Raw genomic sequence first — 21,954 nt, forward strand, 5'->3', positions numbered from 1 at the left:
TATGAAACAAAAGCTGATGAAGTTCACATTTTAGACAAAATAACGGATGATGAAGCAATTGTTCATTTTCCATTTAAAGACCAGTTTTTGAATACGGTTACAACAATAATTATAAAGGGCTTTTCCTTCGATCTCAAGGTTATAATGACTCAAAATGCACTTTTGGATATTTGCAAATTCGAAAGAAATTAAGTAAAATATAATCGGGTTACCAATAATAGCGCTTTCATTCTGTCGTGAAAAAAAGAACGGATCTCCTGACCCGTTCAAGTTTATTCGAGAAAATCTTTCAAGCGTTTGCTTCTGCTTGGATGTCTTAATTTACGAAGTGCTTTAGCTTCTATTTGACGAATTCGTTCTCTTGTTACCCCAAATACCTTACCAACTTCTTCTAATGTTCTTGTACGACCATCATCAAGGCCGAAGCGAAGGCGGAGCACATTTTCTTCACGGTCTGTCAATGTATCCAGTACATCTTCAAGCTGTTCTTTCAGCAATTCATATGCTGCATGATCTGACGGAGAAGTCGCTTCCTGATCCTCAATGAAGTCTCCCAGATGTGAATCGTCCTCTTCACCGATCGGAGTCTCGAGTGAAACCGGTTCCTGGGCGATCTTTAGAATTTCACGGACTTTTTCAGGCGTCAGATCCATATCTTCCGCAATCTCTTCAGGCGTTGGCTCGCGGCCGAGATCCTGAAGAAGCTGCCTTTGAACACGAATCAGTTTGTTGATGGTTTCAACCATATGAACAGGAATCCTGATCGTTCTCGCCTGGTCGGCAATCGCTCTTGTAATCGCCTGTCTGATCCACCATGTCGCGTATGTGCTGAATTTGTATCCTTTGCGGTAGTCAAACTTTTCTACCGCCTTCATCAGGCCCATGTTTCCTTCCTGAATAAGGTCAAGGAAAAGCATTCCGCGGCCGACATACCGTTTTGCGATGCTGACGACAAGTCTCAAGTTGGCTTCAGCCAGACGGCGCTTCGACTCTTCGTCGCCTTCTTCGATTTTTTTCGCGTATTCGATTTCTTCTTTTGCAGACAAAAGGTTTACCCGTCCGATTTCTTTCAGATACATGCGGACAGGGTCGTTTATCTTAACGCCCGGAGGCACGCTTAAATCGTTAAGGTCAAATTCTTCTTCGGCCTTGGCCAGCTGTTGAATATTAGGATCCTCATTTTCTTCGTTCTCGCTAATTAATTCAACGCCTTGTTCTCCTAAAAATTCATAATACTCATCCATTTGGTCTGATTCGATCTCGAAGCTGGACATGCGCTCTGCAATTTCTTCATATGTGAGCACTCCGCGCTTTTTTCCGGCTTCTGTTAATTGATCCCTCACCTGTTCAAATGTGAATTCAGTTTCGGTCTCGTGTGCTTGTTTATCAGCCATTCATGGATCCCTCCTTCCAAAACTTACAGACGAATTCTAAAAGCATCCCGCTTTTTTTGTTCCTATTTCACGAATAAAGCCTTCTCTCTCATCTAGGGCTTCACGGGAAAGCAAATCATAAATTGACAATATATGATTAGGACAAGCAGCTTTTGCTCCTCCGTTGGGATTCATTGCCAAAAGCTTTTCCTATTATATATAACGGTTTATTTCAGCGAACGGTTCAGCTTAACAATTTCCTGTGCCAAAGTTGCCGCTTTGATGAAGTCTTTTTGCCTCTCGGCTTCCGCCCTTGCAGCTTCTTTTTCTTTTATCATTGACCAATTTCGATAATTCAACACTTTTTTTACATAATCAGATAATTCCGCTTCACTTAATTCTTCGTTCACCTGAAGCATTAAGATATCTGTCAGAAGCTGACCGAGTTCCTGATCCTCAACTCTCTTAAAGAGCTCCTGGATGGAAATGTCCGCTCCTTCTTCATACATGGCGTACAAATAAGCGGCAATCGCGCGGTGCTGATCAAGGTTGAATTCAAAGCCCACCCGGTCTAAAACCTTTCGAATGACGTCCCGGTCATGAATCATGTGAGCCAGGAGCATCCGCTCCGCGTTCTCATGAGCCGGCCGAAGACCTGTCTTTCTCCGCGGGGCGCGCGAAACGGCCGCCTGCCGCTCTTTTGAGTCCTGACGGCTGCTTTCCCTGCTGCGGCTTACAGCCTGCTTTTCAAATACGGAAAGCTGATCCTTCAAGGATTCAAATGAGATTGAAAATTCATTTGCCAGCTGTTTGACGTATATTTCCTGTTCCAAAGGTCCGCTGAGAAGGCTGACTTCCTTCAGTACATCGTTGATATAGGCTAAACGGTCTCCTTCATCAGACAGGTTTCTGCCCTTGCGGAAATAGTTCATTTTAAACGTCATCATCGTAACGCTGGCCCCTATTACATCATTCTTAAATTTCTCGCTTCCGAATTTTTTGATGTAGTCATCGGGATCCAGCCCGTCAGGTATCATGGCCACCTTGACGTCGCAGCCTTTTTTCTGAAGAATCTCCGCCGCTTTCAGCGTGGCTTCATAACCGGCATGATCCGAGTCATAGCACAGTATGACCTCTCCGACATTTCGCCTGATGATTTTCGCATGCTCTTCTGTCAGCGATGTGCCCATCGTGGCGATCGATTCTTTCACACCGGAACTGACGGCTGAGATGACGTCGGCAAATCCTTCAAAAAGGACGGCCCTCTCTTCTTTTCGAATGTGAAGGCGGGCCTGATGGAAATGATAGAGAAGCTTGCTTTTTCGAAAAAGCGGCGTTTCCGGGCTGTTCATATATTTTGGCTGCTCCCCGGTGAACGTCCTTCCGGAAAAAGCGACCGTTGCGCCGTGATGATCATGAATCGGAAACATAATCCTGTTTCTGAAACGGTCAAAATAGCCGTCACCGTTCTCGCGTCTGATGATGAGTCCAGCTCTTTCCATCAGCGCAAGATCAAAACCTCTCCGTTCCAAAAACTTTGTGATGAAATCCCATGAATCAAGGGCGCATCCGATTTCAAACTGCTCGATCTGCTCCATCTCAAAGCCTCTTTCGAGCAAATAATCGAGCGCTTCCTGGCCTTCCTTTGTATTGACCAGCAAATGATGATAAAATTTCTTTAACAGATCATGAGCTTCCGCCATTTTCTGTTCATCCGAACTGCCTGTGCTGTATGCTGATACAGCCGCTACCTGCTCCGGCAGATCTATTTGATATTTGTCCGCCAGGTGAGAGACGGCCTCCGTAAATGAATAACCTTCCATTTGTCTTAAAAATGAAAAAACATTCCCTCCCGCTCCGCAGCCAAAACAATGAAAAATCTGTTTTTCTCCGGAAACGGAAAAAGATGGCGTATTCTCACCATGAAAAGGACAAAGCCCAAAATAATTACGCCCCTGTTTTCTCAACTGGACGTACTCTCCGATAACTTCTACGATATCAGCTGATTTTTGCACCTGTTCTACAATTTCGTCTGGTATACGATTGCCCATGTTCCAACACTCCGTCGTACATAATTCGCTGCTTAGTACGTAAATCCTTCAATTTTCGACAAGATTTTTTGCAGCTCTTTGACAAATCGCTCTCGGTCTTCCTTGACCAGTTTTTTCGGGCCTTTCGTGTAACGTCCGCTTCTTCTCAATTTTTGTGCGACGTGACGGCGGAAAAGAGCATGATCGATGGAGTCCTCTTCGAAAAGATAGCCTCTCTCCGACATCACATAGACCTTTTTGCCAAGCAAAAGTGATGCCAGCCCGATATCTTGTGTGACGACGACATCACCTGGTCGAACATGGTTGGCAATGTACAGATCGGCTGCTTCTTTATGCGGATCGACATATGTCCAATTCTCTTCTTCTTTCCTTGTGACTTGAAAATGCTCGAATGAAGCCACGAATATGACCTTTACGTCGAAATCCGCCGCTGTTTTGAGCACTTCATCTTTCACCGGGCATGCGTCTGCATCGACAAAAATCGTCCTTTCTTTTTCAAGAAGACTAATTCTCCATCCCTCCATCAATCTCCTGCTATAAATACAGGCAAAATCACACAGGTTTCAAAAATAATCGATCTATAAGAATTTGTCGAAAGTTTTTTTCGGGAAATTCTTGACACGATACCCATAATAGTTTATTCGTTCTGTACTAAGCTTAAACCTAAAAGTTAATTATTTTATCACAATTTTTTATTATAATACAAATGGGTTAAAGATGCTAACATTTTCACTTTTCCCAAAACCATCAAAGCAAAAACCCAGGATGGGGTGTCCTGAGTTTTATTCTTAGACCCTTTTTGTCATCATGTTGTGAATAATGTTGGCCGTTTCCTCTACCGCTTTATTTGATACGTCTACGACATTGCAGCCGATGCGGCCGACGATCTTTTCAAAGAACTCCAGCTCTTCTTTGATGCGGTTGATATTAGCGTAAATCGCTTTGTCGTTGAGGCCGAGCGATTTCAGGCGCTCTTTGCGAATATGGTTCAGCTTATCCGGGCTGATTTTTAACCCGATGCATTTAGCCGGATCAACGGTAAAGAGCTCTTCGGGAGGATCCACCTCGGGAACGATCGGAACGTTTGCCACTTTTAACCGTTTGTGCGCCAAGTATTGGGATAACGGAGTTTTGGACGTTCTCGACACGCCGATCAGCACGATATCCGCTTTTAAGATGCCCCTTGGGTCTCTGCCGTCGTCATATTTTACGGCAAATTCGATGGCCTCTACCTTCTTAAAATAATCTTCGTCCAGCTGCCGGACTCTGCCCGGCTCGTATTTCGCGCTGAAGCCATAGACCGTCTCCATTTTCTCAATCAGCGGGCCGATGATATCGTAATACACGACATTCGCCTTTTCCGCTTCGGCGATTAAAAAATCACGAATCTCCGGGACAACAAGCGTAAAACAGATGATGCCTCCGTCCGCTTCTGCCAGCGAGATCACTTCTTTTATTGTTCCGCGGTCTTCGACATAAGGAATCCGCCTGATGTTTGTCTGCTCGGATGAACCGTTAAACTGGCTGATAGCCGCCTTGACTACGAGCTCAGCGGTCTCGCCGACAGAGTCTGATACAACATAAATCGTCCGATTACTCATGATATCCCTCCATTTGAAGTTCACTCTACATGATTTCATTTTCAGATAAGCCGACTAAAATTTTTGTCATGTTCGTTTTCGTAATTCTTCCCACAACTTCATAGCCTTTTTCTGTATCTTTTACAACAGGCAGTGCGTCAATTTGTTTTTCGATAAGCATCTTGGCAATGTCCAAAATGAAATCGTCGCGCCTGCAAAGCGTAATGTTCGGCATTCTCGTCATAATGATATGGACGGGTATTGAAGGGAGCTCCTGTTTGCCGATGCTGGCTCTGAGCAAGTCTTTTCGTGAAAGTACACCGACTAAGATGGCATTATCATCAACGACAAAAAGCGTTCCTACGTCCTCTAAAAACATCGTGCAAATCGCATCATAAACGGAGACATTTTCATGAATGACCACCGGAATGGACTGGAAGTCTTTCACCTGCAGCTTTTTCAGCTTATCAGCCAAGAGCTGCGTGCCCGTCTTTCCCGTGTAGAAATAACCGACCCGCGGCCTTGCTTCCAAAAATCCTGACATCGTCAATATCGCCAAGTCCGGACGAAGCGTAGCCCTTGTCAGATTCAGCTTTTCCGCGATATGTTCTCCGGTAATCGGTCCGTTCTCTTTGACAATCTGCAAAATATGCTCCTGACGTTTATTTAGTTCGATCGTACTCACCACCTTTAAGCCGAAGCTCACAATTCGTTCGTTATGTATAAAAGTCGATAACATATTATAACGCATATGAAGACTAAAATAACAGCAATTACAATTGAATTCTATGAAAAAGACAGGCACAATTTGACAAGGATGTGAAAAATCAATTTGAGCAAAAAGACGATTGCCAGCTTGTCAGCAACCGTCTTCTGCGGTGTTTATTTTACAATGATGGCATTGATGTTTGCAAAAGATCGGATCAGCTCCGCCAGGCTTGCCATTTGCGCCAGGCGGTTCGCTTTTAATCTTTCATCTTCGGCATGGACCATCGTGTGATCAAAATAAGCTTCGATCGGCTCTTTCAGCTTGGACAGCTCACTGAAGGCTCCCTCATAATCTTTTGCTTGGTAAAGGGTCTCTAATTGCTGTCTGCACGCCTCATAAGCTTTGAAAAGCTCCTCTTCTTGAGGGTTTTCAAACAGTGACGCATCAATGGCGTTCGTTTCGCTCTTTTTGCTGATCGAAATAACCCTTGCCAGCGCTTCAGCCGTTTCTTTAAATTCCGGTTTTGCTGCAGCCGATTCAAGAACAGCGGCTTTTTTGACAGCCGAATACGGCTCAAGGTTCGAGCTTTCGAGCACGGCATCCACCACATCGTAGCGGATGTTTTCCGCTGTTAATACGTATTTGAGGCGCTGTTTAAAGAATTCGAGCAGTTCGCTGTTTGCTTCCTGTCCGGCAAACGCAGCCAGTTCTTTGAATGAAATGCCCCAGTTCCGGTCAAGCAGGATTTGGACGATGCCGCTCGCCTGTCTTCTTAGTCCATACGGATCCTGAGATCCTGTCGGAATAACGCCGATTTTAAAGAATGAAGCGACTGTATCAAGTTTATCCGCTAATGCGACGACGGCGCCGACGATTGATGAAGGTGTTTCCCCTCCGGCTTGTCTCGGCATATAATGCTCATTGACAGCGAGCGCCACTTCTTCTTTCTCCCCGAGCATCCGCGCATATTTTTCACCCATGATGCCCTGCAGCTCAGGAAATTCGTAAACCATGTGTGTCACAAGGTCGAATTTTGAAATGTGCGAAGCGCGCTTGATCAGCTGCACCGTCTCTTGATCCGCACCGATGATTTCAGCGATCCGTTCAGCAACCGCCTCAGTGCGTCTTACTTTGTCTCCAAGCGATCCCAGTTCTTCGTGGAAAACGATCTTTTCGAGTTTTTTCACATTCTCGTCAATGTTTAATTTTTGATCTTCTTTATAGAAGAAGGCGGCGTCTGAAAGCCTTGCTCTCAGTACTTTTTCGTTCCCTCTCGCCACGTTTTCAAGGGCGCGGCTGTCTCCGTTGCGGACGGTCACAAAGTAAGGAAGCAAATCGCCGTTTTTATCTTTGACAGGGAAATAGCGCTGATGCTCTTTCATCGTTGTCACGAGCACCTCTTCAGGAATTGCGAGAAATTCCTCTTCGTAAGAACCGAACAGAACCGTTGGATATTCAACCAGATGGGTAACCTCATCCAGCAGATCCTCGTCTCTCGGAATGTCCCAGGACTTTTCAGCCGCCAGTTCGTCAAGCTGCTTAACGATCAGCTGCTTCCGTTTGTCCGGATCGGCAATCACAAACTGGCTTTCCAGTGCCGCTTCGTATTCAGAAGGTGCGCTCAAGCTGGCTGCTTTTCCGAGGAAGCGGTGTCCCTGTGTTGTGCGGCCGGTTTCGACATGAGCGACTGAAAACGGAACGACTTCACTGCCGAACAGCGCGATGATCCATTTAATCGGCCTGATGTATTTCAAATCTTCGCTGCCCCAGCGCATGTTTTTTGGAAAGTGGAGGCTTATCACCAAGTCGCCGAGCTCAGGAAGTAATGAAAACGTATCCTGACCTTTTTGGAATTTTTGCACAAAAACATATTCCGTTCCTTTGATGTCTTTAAAATACAAATCTTCCGGACTTGCTCCTTGCCCCCGTGAAAAGCCGATGGCCGCCTTTGTCCATTCGCCGTTTTCGTCAAGGGCGATTTTCTTTGCCGGTCCTTTCGCTTCTTCTGTCACATCGTCCTGCTTCTCCGCCACGTTCTCGACAAGAACGGCCAGTCTTCTAGGGGAGTTATAGAGCTTGACGGAACCGAAGGCAATATTTTTTTCCTTGAGCCAGCTTTCCAGTTTTTCACCAAGCTGAGTCATGCTGTCATGCATGAAGCGCGCCGGCATTTCTTCTAATCCGATTTCTAAAAGCAAATCTTGATTACTCATGTGAAGCCTCTTCCTCCTTCAGCATTGGGAAACCCAACTTTTCGCGTTCATCATAATACGTTTTCGCCACTTTTCTGGCCAGATTTCTCACCCTTGCAATATATCCTGTGCGCTCCGTGACGGAAATCGCTCCTTTTGCGTCAAGCAAGTTGAACGTATGCGAGCATTTCAGTACATAATCATAAGCAGGATGGACAAGTCCCTGATCCATCTGACGGTTCGCTTCTTTTTCGTACGTGGCAAACAATTCGAACAGCATGTCGACGTCAGATGTCTCGAACGTATAGACGGAATGCTCGTATTCAGCCATCTTGAACAGGTCTTTTATCGTATAGCCTTTCGTCCATTCGAGGTCAAAGACGTTTTCTTTGTCTTGAATATAAGAGGCAAGGCGTTCAATACCGTATGTGATTTCCACAGAAACCGGTTTGCACTCAAGCCCGCCGACCTGCTGAAAATAGGTAAACTGGGTGATTTCCATGCCGTCAAGCCACACTTCCCAGCCAAGCCCGGCGCAGCCGAGCGACGGATTTTCCCAGTTATCCTCGACAAAACGGATATCATGCTCCAGAGGGTCGATTCCAAGAGCTTTTAATGAATCTAAATAAAGCTCTTGAATATTGTCGGGAGACGGCTTAATGATCACCTGGAATTGATGGTGCTGATAAAGCCTGTTCGGGTTGTCCCCGTATCTTCCGTCCGCAGGGCGTCTTGACGGCTCCACATAAGCGACTTTCCAAGGTTCAGGTCCAAGGCTCCGCAAAAATGTATATGGACTCATCGTTCCTGCACCCTTCTCTACATCATACGACTGCAAAAGTACGCATCCTTCATTGGACCAGTGCTTTTGCAGGGTCAAAATCATTTCTTGAATATTCAAATGAAGCACCTCCATAAAACGTGTTTTCAAGTTTAATTTTTGGCATAGGGCTGGTTTGGGCAGAAAAAAACTCTCGTCCCTATGCTTGTTTGCCCACAAACATAGGGACGAGAGTTCTCCCGCGGTTCCACCCTAATTGCTGAGAGGAAATGTCTCAGCCTCTTTTTTAAAAGTTGCTCAGGGAATGCCTTTCATTACGCTCTCATCCCCGGCTTTCACCGCCCCGGAGTCGCTTCAATGAGGCCGTGCGCAATTACTTCTTTCCGTCAACGCAACGTCATTATTGAATCCAATCTTCATGACATGATCTTATAAAAAGATGAAGAGGTTGTCAACTTTTGTTTTCATCGCCCAGCATCTTTTTCATATTGTCCATTTGTTCCATGAAGCGCCGCGATTTCAGGTAGATCCCTGAGTACTCGTCATAGTACGTCTGTATGACCCTTTTCAGCTCATCCTTCGTCTCCTGTTTAACCGAGACATTTCCGAGCCTTGACAGGTCAAAATAAAAAAACAGCCTCAACAGCCTGGCGGATGCGGGAGACAGCGGTATCCTGTATGGATCTTTCGCAAAACAGCGGTGGCAGATAAAGCCGTTGTCGCGGATCGAAAAATGAAATGTGCCGTCTTTGCTTTTGCAATGTACACATTCATCCAGCTCCGGATACAGCCCCATCACGCTGAGCATTTTAACTTCGATAAGGTTGGCGATAATGTCGGGATCTGTACCGTCATCGAGCCTCCTCATCGACTGAAGAAGCAGCTCAAATAAAAACGGATTCGGTTTCTTTTCCTCCGTTCCCTTGTCGATTAATTCAGTGATGTAGGCCGCGTATGCTGTTAAAAACAGATCCTCGCGTATATGCCTCATGCTTTCGATCATCTCGCCCTGCTCCAATGTGCCGAGACCGGATGATTTGCGGAATAAAAAAGAAGCATAAAGGAACGGCTGGGAAATCGCTGACAAGCGGCTGTTCGGCTTTTTGGCGCCCCTTGCCAGCACACCGATTTTCCCGTGTTCTCTCGTCAACAGCGTAATGATTTTATTTGTTTCACCATAGTCGTTTGTACGAAGGACGATACCTTCACATTTCGTCAGCATATGTGCACCATCCAAAAATTGGAGGGGTCAAGCATGATCACAAAATTGGAAAGTCAATTTGCGCTAGCTCTTCTTCAAGTACTTCGGGTCTTTCCAGGTTCTCCTTTTCCAATTCTTTAAAAAGGAGGTACGTGTCTACGCTTCCTGTTTGTGAAAATACATTCCAAGTAAAATTCAACATAAAAAGCCCCACCTTTCTGTTTATAACTAGCTTTTTAAACATCCAAATTCTTAAGATTATCTTGACCTTGTATCCTCCATTTCATGTTAAACAATTTTTTCTAATATATCTTTGATTTCGAGAGATTTTGTCACGACTAAACCGCGGTCAAGCTCTGTCCGTTAATACTCGTCTTCTCTAAATCCAAAATCACGAAGCTGAGACATCTTGTTGCGCCAGTCTTTCTGCACTTTAACCCACAGCTCTAAAAACACCGATGATCCGAGCAGCGCCTCGATATCGGTTCTTGCCCGCTTGCCGATTTCTTTAAGCAGGCTGCCTCTTTTTCCGATGACGATCCCTTTTTGTGAATCGCGTTCGACGACGATGGTCGCGCTCACATACACAGAACCGTTTTCCCGTTCTTGAATGGACTCGATCGAGACCGCAATGCTGTGAGGGATCTCTTCCCTTGTCAGATGCAGCACTTTTTCCCGAATCAGCTCAGAAATGATAAATCGCTCCGGATGATCGGTCACCTGGTCACTCGGGTAAAACTGCGGACCTTCCGGCAAATAATCTTCAATTTGCTTTAAAAGCGTATCGATATTATTTCCCTCAAGGGCGGAGATCGGAACGATTTCCTGAAACGGATACCTGGTTCTGTACTCATCGATAAGCACAAGAAGCTCATCCGGATGAATCCGGTCGATTTTGTTGACGATCAAAAATACCGGCGTCTTGACTCCTTTTAAGCGCTCGATGATAAATTCGTCGCCTTTTCCGTAGCCTTCCTCCGCATTGATCATAAACAAGATCAAGTCGACTTCCTTTAAAGTGTTCTGCGCCACCTTCATCATAAAATCGCCCAATTTATGCTTCGGTTTATGAATGCCCGGCGTATCGATAAAAATCGTCTGGGATGTATCGGTTGTCAGCACACCTTGCACTTTGTTTCTTGTTGTTTGCGGTTTGTCGCTCATGATGGCGATTTTTTGGCCGATCACGCGATTCAAAAATGTAGATTTTCCTACGTTTGGTCGTCCGATAATGGAGACAAATCCTGATTTAAAGCTTTCCTGTGTCATGTAAGTCCTCCGATGAAAATGCTCCTGGCAGTAATTCTTGAACCGTCATTTCTTTGATTTGGCCATTCAGATTGGTTAAGATGACAGGCATGTTTGGTGAACAAAGTTCAGAAATCACCTGTCTGCACGCTCCGCACGGCGACACCGGACCCGGCGTATCCGCAGCGACGGCAAGCATCTTAAACGATTTTTCCCCTTCCGAGTAAGCCTTGAACAACGCTGTCCGCTCGGCGCAGTTGCACAGGCTGTATGCAGCATTTTCAATGTTGCAGCCTTTGTACACCTTGCCGTCCTCAGTCAAAAGGGCAGCGCCGACTTTGAATTTCGAATACGGAACATATGCAAATTCCCTTGCTTTTAAAGCTTCTGCAATCAATTCTTGTTTAATCAATGTGTGTATTCCTTCCTATAGCGGTTATGGTACCGCTAACACTTTTATTTTACATAAAAATGGCTTCTTTTTCACGCCCAAATCACAAATGTAAAATTTTTGTAAGAATTGCGCACAATGAAAGGCACGGCATCAAAACAATTTTGACAAAAAGATGAGTAACCCAATCATACACGAAACGGCCGCAAACACGCAAACCGCCCCGGCCGCCGCGTCCTTTGCCGCCTTTGCAAGCGGGTGGTTCTCTTTTGTGAAAAGATCGATCGTATGCTCCACAGCCGTATTCATCAGCTCCAAGGCAAGCATTCCGCCGATCAGGATCAAGATGATGGACCATTCGATCAGAGTCAGCCTGAAGAAAAAGCCGCAGACGATCACAAGGATGGCGGCCCCGGAATGAATTCTAAAATTGCGCTCCGACATGAACGTCTTGACTATTCCTGTTAAGGCGTTTGAAAAACTCCATTTCAGACGGCGCCATTCATTTTGTTTATGAGGATCTTGAGAGCCCATATCGATTCAAAATGTCCTTTTGCTTAGTGAACATCTCTTTTTCCTCTTCTTCTGTCATATGGTCATAGCCGAGGAGGTGCAAGAAGCCGTGAACCGTCAGAAAACCCAGCTCCCTCATCAGTGAATGCCCGTATTCTTCGGCCTGTTCCCGTGCTTTATCAGCGCTGATGATGATATCTCCGAGAACGGGCGGCATGTCAGCGCCGATAATTTCAATCTCTCCTTCGCCGTCTTCTTCAAGGGCAAATGAAATGACATCAGTCGGATAATCTTTGCCTCTGTACTCTTTGTTGATTTTTTGGATCTCTTCATTGTTGACGATCGTAACCGAAACTTCGGCGCCGTCTGCGACGCCTTCCTCTGCCGCTGCGAATTGAAGAATTTTCTCAATTTCAGCAAGCTGGTCTTCAGGGACCCGTCCGGTCTCGTCTGTGATATCTAGAATTAAACTCATGTGTGTTTCACCTTCTGTTTAGGATTAGCTTCCGGATATTCGATCCGGGAATGAAAAATACCTTTCAGCGTTTCGCAGAGCGTCTTCGCGATAATATTGAGCTCTTTTAAAGTCAAATCGCATTCGTCAAACTGCCCGTCCTGCAGCTTATCTGATATGATCCCGCGCACCAGCTTTTCAATCCTTTCGGGATTCGGGTTATGCATTGAGCGGACGGCTGCTTCGACACTGTCGGCCACCGAGATGATCGCCGCCTCTTTTGTCTGGGGCTTAGGGCCAGGATAGCGGAACTCTTCTTCAGTCGTCTGATCGCCTTTTTCTTTCGCCTTATAGTAAAAAAACTTGAGCAGCGATGTGCCGTGATGCTGTTCGGCGATGTCGACAAGCTCCTTCGGCATTTTATGATCCCTCAGCATATCGGCGCCGTCTGTCGCATGGGCAATGATGATGTTTTTGCTCAGCTGCGGAGAAAGCTTGTCATGCGGATTATCAATATTCATTTGGTTTTCTATAAAGTATTGGGGCCGCTTTGTCTTGCCGATATCATGGTAATAGGCTCCGACTCTTGCCAAAAGCCCGTTTGCTCCGACAGCTTCACATGCCGCCTCCGATAAGTTCGCGACCATAACGCTGTGATGGTATGTGCCGGGTGTTTCCGTCAGAATTTTGCGGAGCAGCGGATGATTCGGGTTTGAAAGCTCGAGAAGCTTCATCGTGGACAGAATCCCAAAGCCGCTTTCAAAAAACGGCATGAACCCGAGAACAAGAACTGACGATCCGATGCCGGACACCGCTCCCATGACAAGGTATGTCCCCATCTCAAGTCCGGTTTGAGCCGTGTTTTGAATCAGCTGCAGGGTAAACAGGACGACGATGTTGATCAGGGAGACAAACAAACCGGCCTGGAGGATTTTCGCCCTCGCATTATGCTTCCCTAAAAACAGTATACCCGCCATCGAGCTGATCAAGAAATACGTTCCGATTCCATAGTTAAACGTGCCTGTCACACCCTGGTTAAACATCATGCTTCCGCAAATGGAAAGGATCATGCTTGACAGGATCGCCAGCCTTTCATTGATCAGCAGTTTAATGAGCATCACGCCCATCGCAATCGGTACGAGATAGCCGATATGGCCGATTTCAAGCTGCTGAAACAGGCTGATCACTTCCATGACGATTAAAACGATCGCTGTAATCAATGAAAACAGCATGAGCGACTTATTTTTCGGAATCCGGCTGCTGTACTGCCTTTCGAAATAGTAAACCAAAGCTGAGATGAAAAGCGCGATTAAAAGCAGCAGTCCGCCGACAGGCTTGAAGATGTTGGCTCCGCTTAAGAGTCCTGTCAGTTCAAGCTTTCGATAGACTTCCCTGTCGATCAGCTGATTTTCCTCAACAAGTATCTGCCCCTGCTTGATCTGCACCTGCTGCACGCTGTCAGCCGCTTCCTGACGCTTCTGCTCCGTCTTGTCAGGATCGTATACATAGTTGGGAATGATTGCAAAGCGTCCGATTTCATCGGCGGCGTTTTTTAATTTTGAAGGTATTGAATTACCCTTCAGCTCTTTCGTTACATGCTCTTTCGCTTCATCAAGCTTGCCGGCGCGGATTTCTTTGCTCATCACGTCATTGACGGCGGTGATGACCGAATCCTGTGTCATGGAAAGCTCTCCGTCGCTGGCCTTCAGCAGGTGTTTGATTGAATCCTGCGACAGCGAGTCCGTCACATCTGAAGTCAGCTTTTCTTCGACAGATTTGATCTGGTCTTTTTCAGATGGGGCCTGCTTGTCTTTTTTCTCTTGTTCTGCGCTTTCTTTTTTCACTTCTTTAATGATGTCGAAAATTGATGAGACAAGGTCGACCCTGTTGTCAGAGTACTCTTTTTTCAAGGTGTACTGGTCGGGAACTTCCTCTCTCGCTTCCTGCTTTTTATTAGCCGTTGCCTTTTGATCTTCGACTGTTGCCGGCGCATAGATCGTATTCTCGCTGATCGAAAATAAATCGAGGTCGAGGGACTCGGGCCTCACATGGAAAAACAGCAGGATGAACATTAGCGCGGATAAAGCCGCATAAAGAATGACGGGGAGGAAGCGGCCGTTTTCCAAGCGGATGGGCCGAAACTTTCCGTCTCTTTTTTTCTTTTTCAACAAAAGCACCTCTTTTCCCGCGGGAAACTAAAAAATGACCCGATAACGGGCGATCGGGCCATTCGGAATTATTTTGACTTTTCGTATGCTTCAATAATACGGGCGACAAGCGGGTGTCTGACCACGTCCGTCTGATCCAGTTCAACAATTGAAATGCCTTCGATATCAAGGAGCATCTTTTTTGCAACAGCAAGCCCCGATGTGACGCCCTTCGGCAAATCGATTTGCGTAATGTCGCCTGTAATGACCATTTTAGAACCAAAACCCAATCTCGTCAAAAACATTTTCATTTGTGCCGGTGTCGTATTCTGCGCTTCATCCAAAATCACAAATGCGTCGTCGAGCGTCCGCCCCCTCATGTAAGCAAGCGGCGCGATTTCGATCGTTCCTCTTTCAAGCAGCCGTGCCGTATGGTCCGTTCCGAGCACGTCATGGAGCGCGTCATATAGCGGTCTTAAATAAGGGTCAACTTTCTCCTTTAAATCCCCCGGCAAAAACCCGAGGCTTTCCCCTGCTTCAACAGCTGGTCTTGTCAAAATGATTTTTTTGATGCGTCCGTTTTTCAGTTCATGAACGGCCTTTACGACAGCCAAATAGGTTTTCCCCGTTCCTGCAGGGCCGATGCCGAAGATTAAGTCGTGCCTTTTCATGGCGGCGATATATTCTCTTTGACCGATGGTTTTGACTCTGATCGGTTTTCCTTTGGCGTTTTTCGTAATTTCCTCTTCATACATGCTTTCAAAAAACTCAAGCTTCTGCTTTTTCGCCATCTTGATCGCATACAAGACATCGCGTTCTGATATCTCGATTCCTTTGCGGATGAGATTCAAGAGGGATGCAAGCAGGCTGTCCACGATTTCAAACGTTTCTTCGTCTCCGGTCACATAGACGGTTTCACCGCGCGTGACAATCGAAATGTTCAGCTCTTCCTCCATTAACTTCAAATGGGAATCCTGGTTCCCAAACAGCGCTTGAGCCTCGTTCGGACTTTCCAGTTGCTGATGAATCGCAAGTAAGTGTTCTGTCATTCTTTAGTCTCCTGAACAATTGGTGTTGTTTGAACAATGTCTTCAATAACCTGGTAAAGGATGATCAATTTAACTTTACCATTCTCACTCGTTTCGTGCAAAACTTTTTCACTGATAATGTTCCCGTCGCTGCCGATTTTTTTCCTGATGTCTCTTTTTCCCATTTCGATCCCTTCAAGGACCGCTTCTTTTTTCGAGTACACCCTTTTGATTTGTTCGCTCTCTCTCGTATGTTCCTTTTCATATGCGACAGGAAGCGTAAAATTCATAAAATGCAGCGAGTGTTTTTCGGTTTCTGTCTTCGGACGCGAGAACTCTTCTTTTTTAAAAGAAAAGCCCCAGACAGGCACAGAAAAAGAACCGAAGGATAGCTTGTGACTTGTCCTTACTTTACCCGTAAAAACGTCAAATGATGTCTCAAGAGGAACCGTTACCTTTGACTTGTACCAGGTTTCACCGTAGATTTTCCCTTTGGCTCCGACTTTTTGCTTTTCCTCTTCGCTCCCGATCAGTCCGGAAACAAGCATTTGCCCTTTTTCAACGTGCTGATTCACGGTGACGAGCGGCTCGCCTTTTTCCACGAACATTTTCGAGATGGTCGCCCCTTTTTTAGCGACGATGTGCCTCGGACCAATATATTTTTCTTTGTCAGGTTCATTTTTTTCAACCACTTTCATGTGAAGGGCCGTGCCGTTTAATTCAATGCCCACCCAGGTGATGTTTTCGACGCGCTCTGTAAGCGCCTGCTGAATTTTTTCCGGGGTCAGCATCGTAAACTGAAGGCGCCCTTTTTTGACGCCAATTTGATTCAAGTGCTGTCTGATTTGATGTTCTGTCTCCGGATTGGCTCCTGTTATGTCAATTTTCCAGAGCATATTGGACAATAAAAACATGATGATAAAAAAAGCAGCAATTCCAATAGTGAAGCCGCTATTCCGTTTAGACTTCTGCACAAGGAAAGGGAAACCTTTTCGTCTGACGAAGCGGCACTTGCAGTCAAAATCCCTTATGACCCTCCGGAAGGCATGTACATCAGAAAGCGGAATATAAAGAAAGACAGCGTCTTTCTTTTTCTTAACATTAAACATCGGGATGCTGCGCCTGGTGCATTCATTTAATAATCGCTCGATCCCCTTTCCAGTTATCTCAAGCTGGATCTTTCCTGAAAAAAAAGAAAGCCATTTATTCTTCACGATTCTTTCCCCCCGACTTATGAATCGATATAGCGTACGAGCTCAATCGTGCCTTCAAGTAGAATTTCCTCAGGCAAAATCGTTTTGATGACAAAGTTTTTGCCTTGAATGATGCACTGCCCCTGTTTGAGCATCAGCCTTACTTCCGTATCGCTGAAAAGCAAAAGCCCTCTGTGGTTTTCAATATATATGTGAAGTCTTCCTATCATCGTGATCCTCGGAAGATCCATCATGACATCAGGGGGAATTTCCAATGTTCTTGTCAGCCACGCTTTGATGCGGTTTTTTCTTTGCGCCATAAAAAAAGAACCCCCTTTCATCTCATATGTATGAGTGATATGGGGGTTCTAATACTTAAATTTTAGGCCGGCGCCTCATTGTGTAATGCGGCTTTCTCGACCGCGGAGGGCCGAATACTTCGCTGAGTACAACGCCTTGGACAATCGTGTTTTTATTCATATCGAGCAGCTCTTGTTTCCGGTTGACCACCCGGCTGCTCTGCTTTTTAATGGCCCGTTCAACGGCCGGCATGGACCGCTCGGCATCCGCTTGTATTCTGCGGAGTTCTGCGGCCATATCTTCGCTTTTTGCAGCAGCCGCTGCTGCTGCAGGCCGTTGTTGTTTGTTTTCTGCCGGCTGGCGCTGTGCCGTCTGCTTCGGCGTCGTCTGCGTTTTCGGCCGTTCAGGCACCGGTTTTCGCTTGGTTTCTTCATTTTCATCATTTTTTCCGAGCTTGTTGAATATGAAGGAGATGGCTGCGATGATGGCCGCCATGATAATCGGATTGTCGAACAGGATATCAAGCAATGAGCTCCCTCCTTTTTACAGGGGCTTGTTTATTTATGATCCTCTTCATTTTGGTCTTTCGTCATCTTTCCGAAAGAATCGCGCATGTCTGTGTCGGCGTCGATGTTTTTCATATTGAGGTAGTCCATGACTCCGATCTTTCCGCTGCGGAGAGCTTCAGACATCGCAAGCGGCACTTCGGCTTCTGCCTCGACGACTTTAGCACGCATTTCTTCGACGCGGGCGCGCATTTCCTGTTCTTGCGCAACCGCCATGGCGCGGCGTTCTTCTGCTTTCGCCTGGGCGATGTTTTTATCGGCTTCAGCCTGGTCGGTCTGCAGAATCGCTCCGATGTTTTTGCCGATGTCAACGTCAGCAATATCGATCGATAGAATTTCAAACGCTGTGCCTGAATCCAATCCTTTGCTCAAGACGGTTTGTGAAATCATATCCGGGTTCTCAAGCACTTTTTTATGATTATCGGAGGAACCGATTGTCGAAACGATCCCTTCGCCGACACGGGCAATGATTGTTTCTTCTCCCGCTCCCCCGACAAGGCGGTCGATGTTTGCGCGAACCGTGATTCTCGCTTTTGCTTTCACTTCGATACCATCCATTGCTACACCGGCAATAAACGGCGTTTCGATGACTTTCGGATTAACGCTCATTTGAACGGCTTCAAGCACGTCACGGCCCGCTAAATCGATGGCCGCACATCTGGCGAATGTGAGTTCAATGTTTGCACGCTGGGCAGCGATAAGCGCGTTGACAACCCGGTCAACATTCCCCCCTGCAAGATAGTGGCTTTCAAGCTGATTGATAGTAACATCAAGTCCCGCTTTATGCGCTTTGATCAGCGGGTTCACCACGCGGTTTGGAATGACGCGGCGGAGCCTCATTCCGATCAGTGTGAAAATGCTGATTTTAACACCAGCGGCCAAAGCCGAGATCCACAGCATGACCGGGACGAATGTAAAGAAGACAGCTAGTAAGATGATTCCGGCTGCTATAATAAGCAAAAGAAACAGTGTTGACGGATCCATAATATTCCTCCTAATAATATAATTTATAATTCTCTCACAACAATGCGTGAGCCTTCCACTTTAACCACTTTCACTTTCTTGTCCTTCGCGGTGAACGAGCCTTCAGATACGACATCAAGCCGTTCATCGCCGATGATGACCGTTCCGGACGGTCTGAGCGGTGTAAACGTGACGCCGGTTTTACCAATTAAATCGCGCCGGCTTTCATTTGACACATATCCGCTTTCCGTGCTTGTCGAGTCAGTTAAGATCAATTTTTTAAAAAATTTCATACGCTTCCCCAACACCCTTGTTAATAGAATGGATGCCGCTATAGAAACAGCAGTTGCAATCAAAATGGATACGGCCATGACCTTAAAGCTTCCCGATGCTAAAAAGAGGCTCGCAACAATCGCGATCAGGCCGGCAATCCCTGCTATTCCGCCCGGCAAAAAAATCTCTAAAATGATTAAAATAATGCCTGCTGCAAACAGAAGGATCGTTTCCATTCCGGCAAGCCCGGCGACGAGATGACCGTAGAAAAAGAGCAGCAGCGCAGAGAGTCCCATAAAGCCGGGGATCCCAAAACCAGGCGAATAAAGCTCGACAATCAGCCCGAGACTTCCGATTGAAAGGAGAATCGGAATCACGACCGGATGCGTGATGAACCGGGCCACCTTTTCGGCGAAGCTCACCTCGGAACGCTCGATTTTGGCATCCTTCAAGTTCAGCTTTTTCAAAAGATCATCAAGGCTCGAAACTGTGCCTTCGGAATAGCCGACTTCCAGCGCTTTGTCAGGGCTTAATGTGAGCAGCTCGCCCTTCGGCGCCCCAACTTCTTTAGCATCGACATCCGCATCGGCCATCGCGAGAGCGTATTTCGGATCACGTCCGTTTTTTTTGGCTGCGTCTTCCATTTCAGCGAGCCACAGAGATTCCGACTTTTTATCAGCGGCATTTCCCTGCGTGTCAATGATCGCGGCAGCTCCCATTTTCCCGCCGGGCGCCATATAAATATCGTCTGCATTCAAGGCGAGGTAAGCGCCTGCGGACAGAGCCCTTCTATTCACATAAGCGGTCACCGGAATGTCGGAGTTATGTATCGTATCAGCCATGTCAAGGACTGCGTCGACCGCTCCGCCGGGGGTATTGATATCGAGTATGATATGTTTGGCATTCATATCTTCCGCTTCTTGAAAAGAACGCTCAAGAAATTTTGAAAGCCCTTTTTCAACCGTTTCTTCGATCGGAATGACATACACTGTATCTCCATCCGCTTTCACGGTCAAATGAACGCCTAGTAATAAGAATAAAACAAAACCGCTGGCCAGAGCAACAAAAATTCTAAATTTTTTCAGCAGCAACGATGTCTGAGACCTCCTTCCCCTATTATCATTAACATTACATACGTTATAAATGTAGCAAAGGTTTCATCTTTCTACTACTTTTCTATTGTATGAACACGCACAAAAAAAGACGCCTTTAATTGCTTAAAGGCGTCTTTTTCTTAAGACAGTTGTTTGCTGACAAGCTTATTGACGAGACCGCCGTCCGCCTTGCCTTTGACTTTCGGCATGATAGCGCTCATCACTTTGCCCATATCCGCTTTTGAAGAGGCGCCGACTTCGGCGATCGTCTCATTGACGATGCCGAGCAGCTCTTCTTCCGTCAGCTGTTCAGGCATATAAGCTTCCAGAATGTCTAACTCTTTTTGAACTTTATCTACTAAATCTGAACGATTAGCGTTTGAAAATTCATGGAGGGAGTCTTTACGCTGTTTTAATTCACGAGAAAGAACAGTCAGTTCTTCATCATCGGTCAGCCTGTCTTTCTTAAGCTTGATTGCTTCGTTTTGAAGCGAAGCTTTGACCATGCGAATGACAGTCAGTTTGTCTTTCTCACGGTTTTTCATATAGAGCTTCATATCTTGATTCAGCCGCTCAAGAAGACTCATAAATCCACCCTCTTTTAGTATTTGCGCTTTCTTGCAGCTTCAGACTTTTTCTTGCGTCTTACGCTAGGTTTTTCATAAAATTCACGCTTTCTTGCTTCCTGCAAAGTACCTGTCTTTGATACACTGCGTTTGAAGCGACGAAGAGCATCTTCAAGCGATTCGTTTTTTCTAACGACCGTTTTTGACATTCTCTTTCCCTCCCTCCGAATACACCAATCGACTGCTTTAAAAAAAGACATACATATAAACATGTACTTTGACATTATAATATAAGCCTCCGGTAAGGTCAACCAAGGAGAATCGTTTTATTGTTCAGTCATGATTTCGGCAGCTTGTCTGTATATATTTATAAAGGAGGCTGTTCGAAAAACTGATGATAATCTTGATCTTATTCATATTATTGATCGTTCTTTTTCTCAAAGGCATGAGCATGCTGAGAAAAGGTTTGATTTCACTGACATTTGAAAAAATCGAAAAGCGGCTGCTGTTTTTCACGGATCATCCGGTGAAAGCCTTTTTGGTCAGCATTGTATTTACGGGGGTTTTGCAAAGCAGCTCGGCATTTATGGTGATCGTCATTGGCTTTGTCTCGGTAGGCGCCCTTTCATTTAAACGTTCGATTCCGCTCATTTTGGGAACAAACATCGGGTCCACCTTCACAACGGAATTTTTGGCGGTGAAGCTGGAATTTTTGATTTTTGCCCTCTTTGCCGCAGGTGCGGTTCTTTTCATGGCCGGAAAATCCCCTTTTCGGCAAGTGGGCGTAAGCATGATCGGCTTGGGTGTTATTTTTTTCTGTATCAGCGGCTTTAGCCGGCTTGCCGTGCCGTTGTCACAGCTAGACTCGGGCGCTTATATTGTGCAGCTTGCTGAAAATTCACCGCTTTACGCCTTAATCATCGGCACGGTGTTGACCGCGATGATTCATTCCAGTTCGGCGTGTGTCGGCATCCTGATGAGCTTTATGGATCAAGGTGTCGTCGGTTTGACCGAAGCGATGAGCGTTGTTCTCGGCTCCAATATCGGGACATGCATCACAGCCGTGATGGCGTCCTTCAAAGGCGGAGCTGCGGCCAGGCAAACGGCTTATGCCCATGTGCTGTTTAATGTCATCGGTGTAGCAGCTGTATACCCCCTGCTTTCATCAATAACAGGCTTTATCTCCGGACTGTCTGAAAGCCCCGCTCAGCAGATTGCCCATTTCAGCCTGCTCTTCAATGTCGTCACATCCCTATTGTTTCTGCCGCTCTCAAATCTGTTCCATTCGCTGATCATGTTTCTCATTCCAAACAAAAACCAGGCCCGGTAAA

23 protein-coding genes are annotated in these 21,954 nt (G+C 46.1%); 1 reads left to right on the forward strand and 22 read right to left on the reverse strand.

Going from position 1 to position 21,954, the window contains the following annotated elements; all coding sequences use genetic code 11:
• Positions 1-272: 272 nt before the first annotated feature.
• The 22 genes from rpoD to rpsU form a co-directional block, all read right to left on the reverse strand.
• The gene (gene rpoD / locus M1D67_RS14150) at positions 273-1,394 is read right to left on the reverse strand and encodes an RNA polymerase sigma factor RpoD (protein ID WP_020452234.1); all 1,122 of its coding nucleotides are present in this window, start codon (positions 1,392-1,394) and stop codon (positions 273-275) included.
• A 206-nt stretch (positions 1,395-1,600) separates the two neighbouring features.
• Positions 1,601-3,424 carry a DNA primase gene (dnaG, locus tag M1D67_RS14155; RefSeq protein WP_023855237.1) on the reverse strand — a complete coding sequence of 608 codons (1,824 nt, stop codon included), beginning with the start codon at positions 3,422-3,424 and terminating at the stop codon, positions 1,601-1,603.
• A 32-nt stretch (positions 3,425-3,456) separates the two neighbouring features.
• Positions 3,457-3,948: a YaiI/YqxD family protein gene (locus tag M1D67_RS14160; RefSeq protein ID WP_023855238.1), complete on the reverse strand. Its 492-nt coding sequence runs from the start codon at positions 3,946-3,948 to the stop codon at positions 3,457-3,459.
• Positions 3,949-4,212: 264 nt separating this feature from the next.
• Positions 4,213-5,025 carry a pyruvate, water dikinase regulatory protein gene (locus M1D67_RS14165; protein WP_023855239.1) on the reverse strand — a complete coding sequence of 271 codons (813 nt, stop codon included), beginning with the start codon at positions 5,023-5,025 and terminating at the stop codon, positions 4,213-4,215.
• Between the two features lie 25 nt (positions 5,026-5,050).
• The gene (ccpN, locus tag M1D67_RS14170; protein ID WP_025804968.1) at positions 5,051-5,689 is read right to left on the reverse strand and encodes a transcriptional regulator CcpN; all 639 of its coding nucleotides are present in this window, start codon (positions 5,687-5,689) and stop codon (positions 5,051-5,053) included.
• A 197-nt stretch (positions 5,690-5,886) separates the two neighbouring features.
• Positions 5,887-7,926, reverse strand: a complete 2,040-nt coding sequence (gene glyS, locus M1D67_RS14175; protein WP_479831348.1) for a glycine--tRNA ligase subunit beta — start codon at positions 7,924-7,926, stop codon at positions 5,887-5,889.
• Positions 7,919-8,806: a glycine--tRNA ligase subunit alpha gene (gene glyQ / locus M1D67_RS14180; protein WP_020452239.1), complete on the reverse strand. Its 888-nt coding sequence runs from the start codon at positions 8,804-8,806 to the stop codon at positions 7,919-7,921. The genes glyS and glyQ overlap by 8 nt, the downstream gene beginning before the upstream one ends.
• A gap of 331 nt (positions 8,807-9,137) precedes the next feature.
• Positions 9,138-9,908 (reverse strand): DNA repair protein RecO, encoded by a 771-nt coding sequence (gene recO, locus M1D67_RS14185; RefSeq protein WP_020452240.1) that lies wholly within the window; start codon positions 9,906-9,908, stop codon positions 9,138-9,140.
• A 37-nt stretch (positions 9,909-9,945) separates the two neighbouring features.
• Complete coding sequence (locus M1D67_RS14190) at positions 9,946-10,089, reverse strand: YqzL family protein (protein WP_003183626.1); 144 nt, start codon at positions 10,087-10,089, stop codon at positions 9,946-9,948.
• A gap of 161 nt (positions 10,090-10,250) precedes the next feature.
• Positions 10,251-11,156 carry a GTPase Era gene (gene era / locus M1D67_RS14195; protein WP_023855242.1) on the reverse strand — a complete coding sequence of 302 codons (906 nt, stop codon included), beginning with the start codon at positions 11,154-11,156 and terminating at the stop codon, positions 10,251-10,253.
• Positions 11,137-11,547 carry a cytidine deaminase gene (locus M1D67_RS14200; RefSeq protein ID WP_105981087.1) on the reverse strand — a complete coding sequence of 137 codons (411 nt, stop codon included), beginning with the start codon at positions 11,545-11,547 and terminating at the stop codon, positions 11,137-11,139. Before M1D67_RS14200 ends, era begins: the two co-directional genes overlap by 20 nt.
• Before the next feature lie 132 nt (positions 11,548-11,679).
• A complete protein-coding gene (locus M1D67_RS14205; RefSeq protein WP_020452243.1) occupies positions 11,680-12,060 on the reverse strand; it encodes a diacylglycerol kinase family protein in 381 nt (126 codons plus the stop codon).
• Positions 12,038-12,514 (reverse strand): rRNA maturation RNase YbeY, encoded by a 477-nt coding sequence (gene ybeY, locus M1D67_RS14210; protein ID WP_020452244.1) that lies wholly within the window; start codon positions 12,512-12,514, stop codon positions 12,038-12,040. Before ybeY ends, M1D67_RS14205 begins: the two co-directional genes overlap by 23 nt.
• Positions 12,511-14,565, reverse strand: coding sequence for an HD family phosphohydrolase (locus tag M1D67_RS14215; protein ID WP_231692479.1), 2,055 nt, complete (start codon positions 14,563-14,565; stop codon positions 12,511-12,513). The genes ybeY and M1D67_RS14215 overlap by 4 nt, the downstream gene beginning before the upstream one ends.
• Positions 14,566-14,729: 164 nt before the next feature.
• Entirely contained in the window at positions 14,730-15,689 is a 960-nt protein-coding gene (locus M1D67_RS14220) for a PhoH family protein (RefSeq protein ID WP_017474322.1), read from the reverse strand.
• On the reverse strand, positions 15,686-16,882 hold the full coding sequence (yqfD, locus tag M1D67_RS14225; RefSeq protein WP_161517334.1) for a sporulation protein YqfD: 1,197 nt from the start codon (positions 16,880-16,882) through the stop codon (positions 15,686-15,688). Before yqfD ends, M1D67_RS14220 begins: the two co-directional genes overlap by 4 nt.
• A gap of 17 nt (positions 16,883-16,899) precedes the next feature.
• Positions 16,900-17,181 carry a sporulation protein YqfC gene (yqfC, locus tag M1D67_RS14230; RefSeq protein ID WP_020452247.1) on the reverse strand — a complete coding sequence of 94 codons (282 nt, stop codon included), beginning with the start codon at positions 17,179-17,181 and terminating at the stop codon, positions 16,900-16,902.
• A gap of 55 nt (positions 17,182-17,236) precedes the next feature.
• Positions 17,237-17,689, reverse strand: a complete 453-nt coding sequence (locus M1D67_RS14235) for a hypothetical protein (RefSeq protein ID WP_020452248.1) — start codon at positions 17,687-17,689, stop codon at positions 17,237-17,239.
• Positions 17,690-17,718: 29 nt separating this feature from the next.
• Entirely contained in the window at positions 17,719-18,711 is a 993-nt protein-coding gene (gene floA / locus M1D67_RS14240) for a flotillin-like protein FloA (protein ID WP_020452249.1), read from the reverse strand.
• Positions 18,712-18,734: 23 nt separating this feature from the next.
• Positions 18,735-20,054 (reverse strand): NfeD family protein, encoded by a 1,320-nt coding sequence (locus M1D67_RS14245; RefSeq protein WP_020452250.1) that lies wholly within the window; start codon positions 20,052-20,054, stop codon positions 18,735-18,737.
• A 143-nt stretch (positions 20,055-20,197) separates the two neighbouring features.
• A complete protein-coding gene (locus M1D67_RS14250) occupies positions 20,198-20,644 on the reverse strand; it encodes a GatB/YqeY domain-containing protein (protein WP_023855244.1) in 447 nt (148 codons plus the stop codon).
• Positions 20,645-20,658: 14 nt separating this feature from the next.
• On the reverse strand, positions 20,659-20,832 hold the full coding sequence (rpsU, locus tag M1D67_RS14255) for a 30S ribosomal protein S21 (RefSeq protein WP_003183654.1): 174 nt from the start codon (positions 20,830-20,832) through the stop codon (positions 20,659-20,661).
• A gap of 185 nt (positions 20,833-21,017) precedes the next feature.
• On the opposite strand from rpsU, the gene M1D67_RS14260 reads away from it, so the two are divergent.
• The gene (locus tag M1D67_RS14260) at positions 21,018-21,953 is read left to right on the forward strand and encodes a Na/Pi symporter (RefSeq protein ID WP_020452253.1); all 936 of its coding nucleotides are present in this window, start codon (positions 21,018-21,020) and stop codon (positions 21,951-21,953) included.
• Position 21,954: the final 1 nt, after the last annotated feature.

Source organism: Bacillus sp. PK6-025 (assembly GCF_056530265.1).

Bases quoted from the DNA above. Each gene is read 5' to 3' on its own strand.
- rpoD (WP_020452234.1), bottom strand. From the start codon at position 1,394: ATGGCTGATAAACAAGCACACGAGACCGAAACTGAATTCACATTTGAA.
- dnaG (WP_023855237.1), bottom strand. From the start codon at position 3,424: ATGGGCAATCGTATACCAGACGAAATTGTAGAACAGGTGCAAAAATCA.
- M1D67_RS14160 (WP_023855238.1), bottom strand. From the start codon at position 3,948: ATGGAGGGATGGAGAATTAGTCTTCTTGAAAAAGAAAGGACGATTTTT.
- M1D67_RS14165 (WP_023855239.1), bottom strand. From the start codon at position 5,025: ATGAGTAATCGGACGATTTATGTTGTATCAGACTCTGTCGGCGAGACC.
- glyS (WP_479831348.1), bottom strand. From the start codon at position 7,926: ATGAGTAATCAAGATTTGCTTTTAGAAATCGGATTAGAAGAAATGCCG.
- recO (WP_020452240.1), bottom strand. From the start codon at position 9,908: ATGCTGACGAAATGTGAAGGTATCGTCCTTCGTACAAACGACTATGGT.
- M1D67_RS14190 (WP_003183626.1), bottom strand. From the start codon at position 10,089: ATGTTGAATTTTACTTGGAATGTATTTTCACAAACAGGAAGCGTAGAC.
- era (WP_023855242.1), bottom strand. From the start codon at position 11,156: ATGACACAGGAAAGCTTTAAATCAGGATTTGTCTCCATTATCGGACGA.
- M1D67_RS14205 (WP_020452243.1), bottom strand. From the start codon at position 12,060: ATGGGCTCTCAAGATCCTCATAAACAAAATGAATGGCGCCGTCTGAAA.
- ybeY (WP_020452244.1), bottom strand. From the start codon at position 12,514: ATGAGTTTAATTCTAGATATCACAGACGAGACCGGACGGGTCCCTGAA.
- M1D67_RS14215 (WP_231692479.1), bottom strand. From the start codon at position 14,565: ATGTTCATCCTGCTGTTTTTCCATGTGAGGCCCGAGTCCCTCGACCTC.
- M1D67_RS14220 (WP_017474322.1), bottom strand. From the start codon at position 15,689: ATGACAGAACACTTACTTGCGATTCATCAGCAACTGGAAAGTCCGAAC.
- yqfC (WP_020452247.1), bottom strand. From the start codon at position 17,181: ATGGCGCAAAGAAAAAACCGCATCAAAGCGTGGCTGACAAGAACATTG.
- floA (WP_020452249.1), bottom strand. From the start codon at position 18,711: ATGGATCCGTCAACACTGTTTCTTTTGCTTATTATAGCAGCCGGAATC.
- M1D67_RS14250 (WP_023855244.1), bottom strand. From the start codon at position 20,644: ATGAGTCTTCTTGAGCGGCTGAATCAAGATATGAAGCTCTATATGAAA.
- rpsU (WP_003183654.1), bottom strand. From the start codon at position 20,832: ATGTCAAAAACGGTCGTTAGAAAAAACGAATCGCTTGAAGATGCTCTT.
- M1D67_RS14260 (WP_020452253.1), top strand. From the start codon at position 21,018: ATGATAATCTTGATCTTATTCATATTATTGATCGTTCTTTTTCTCAAA.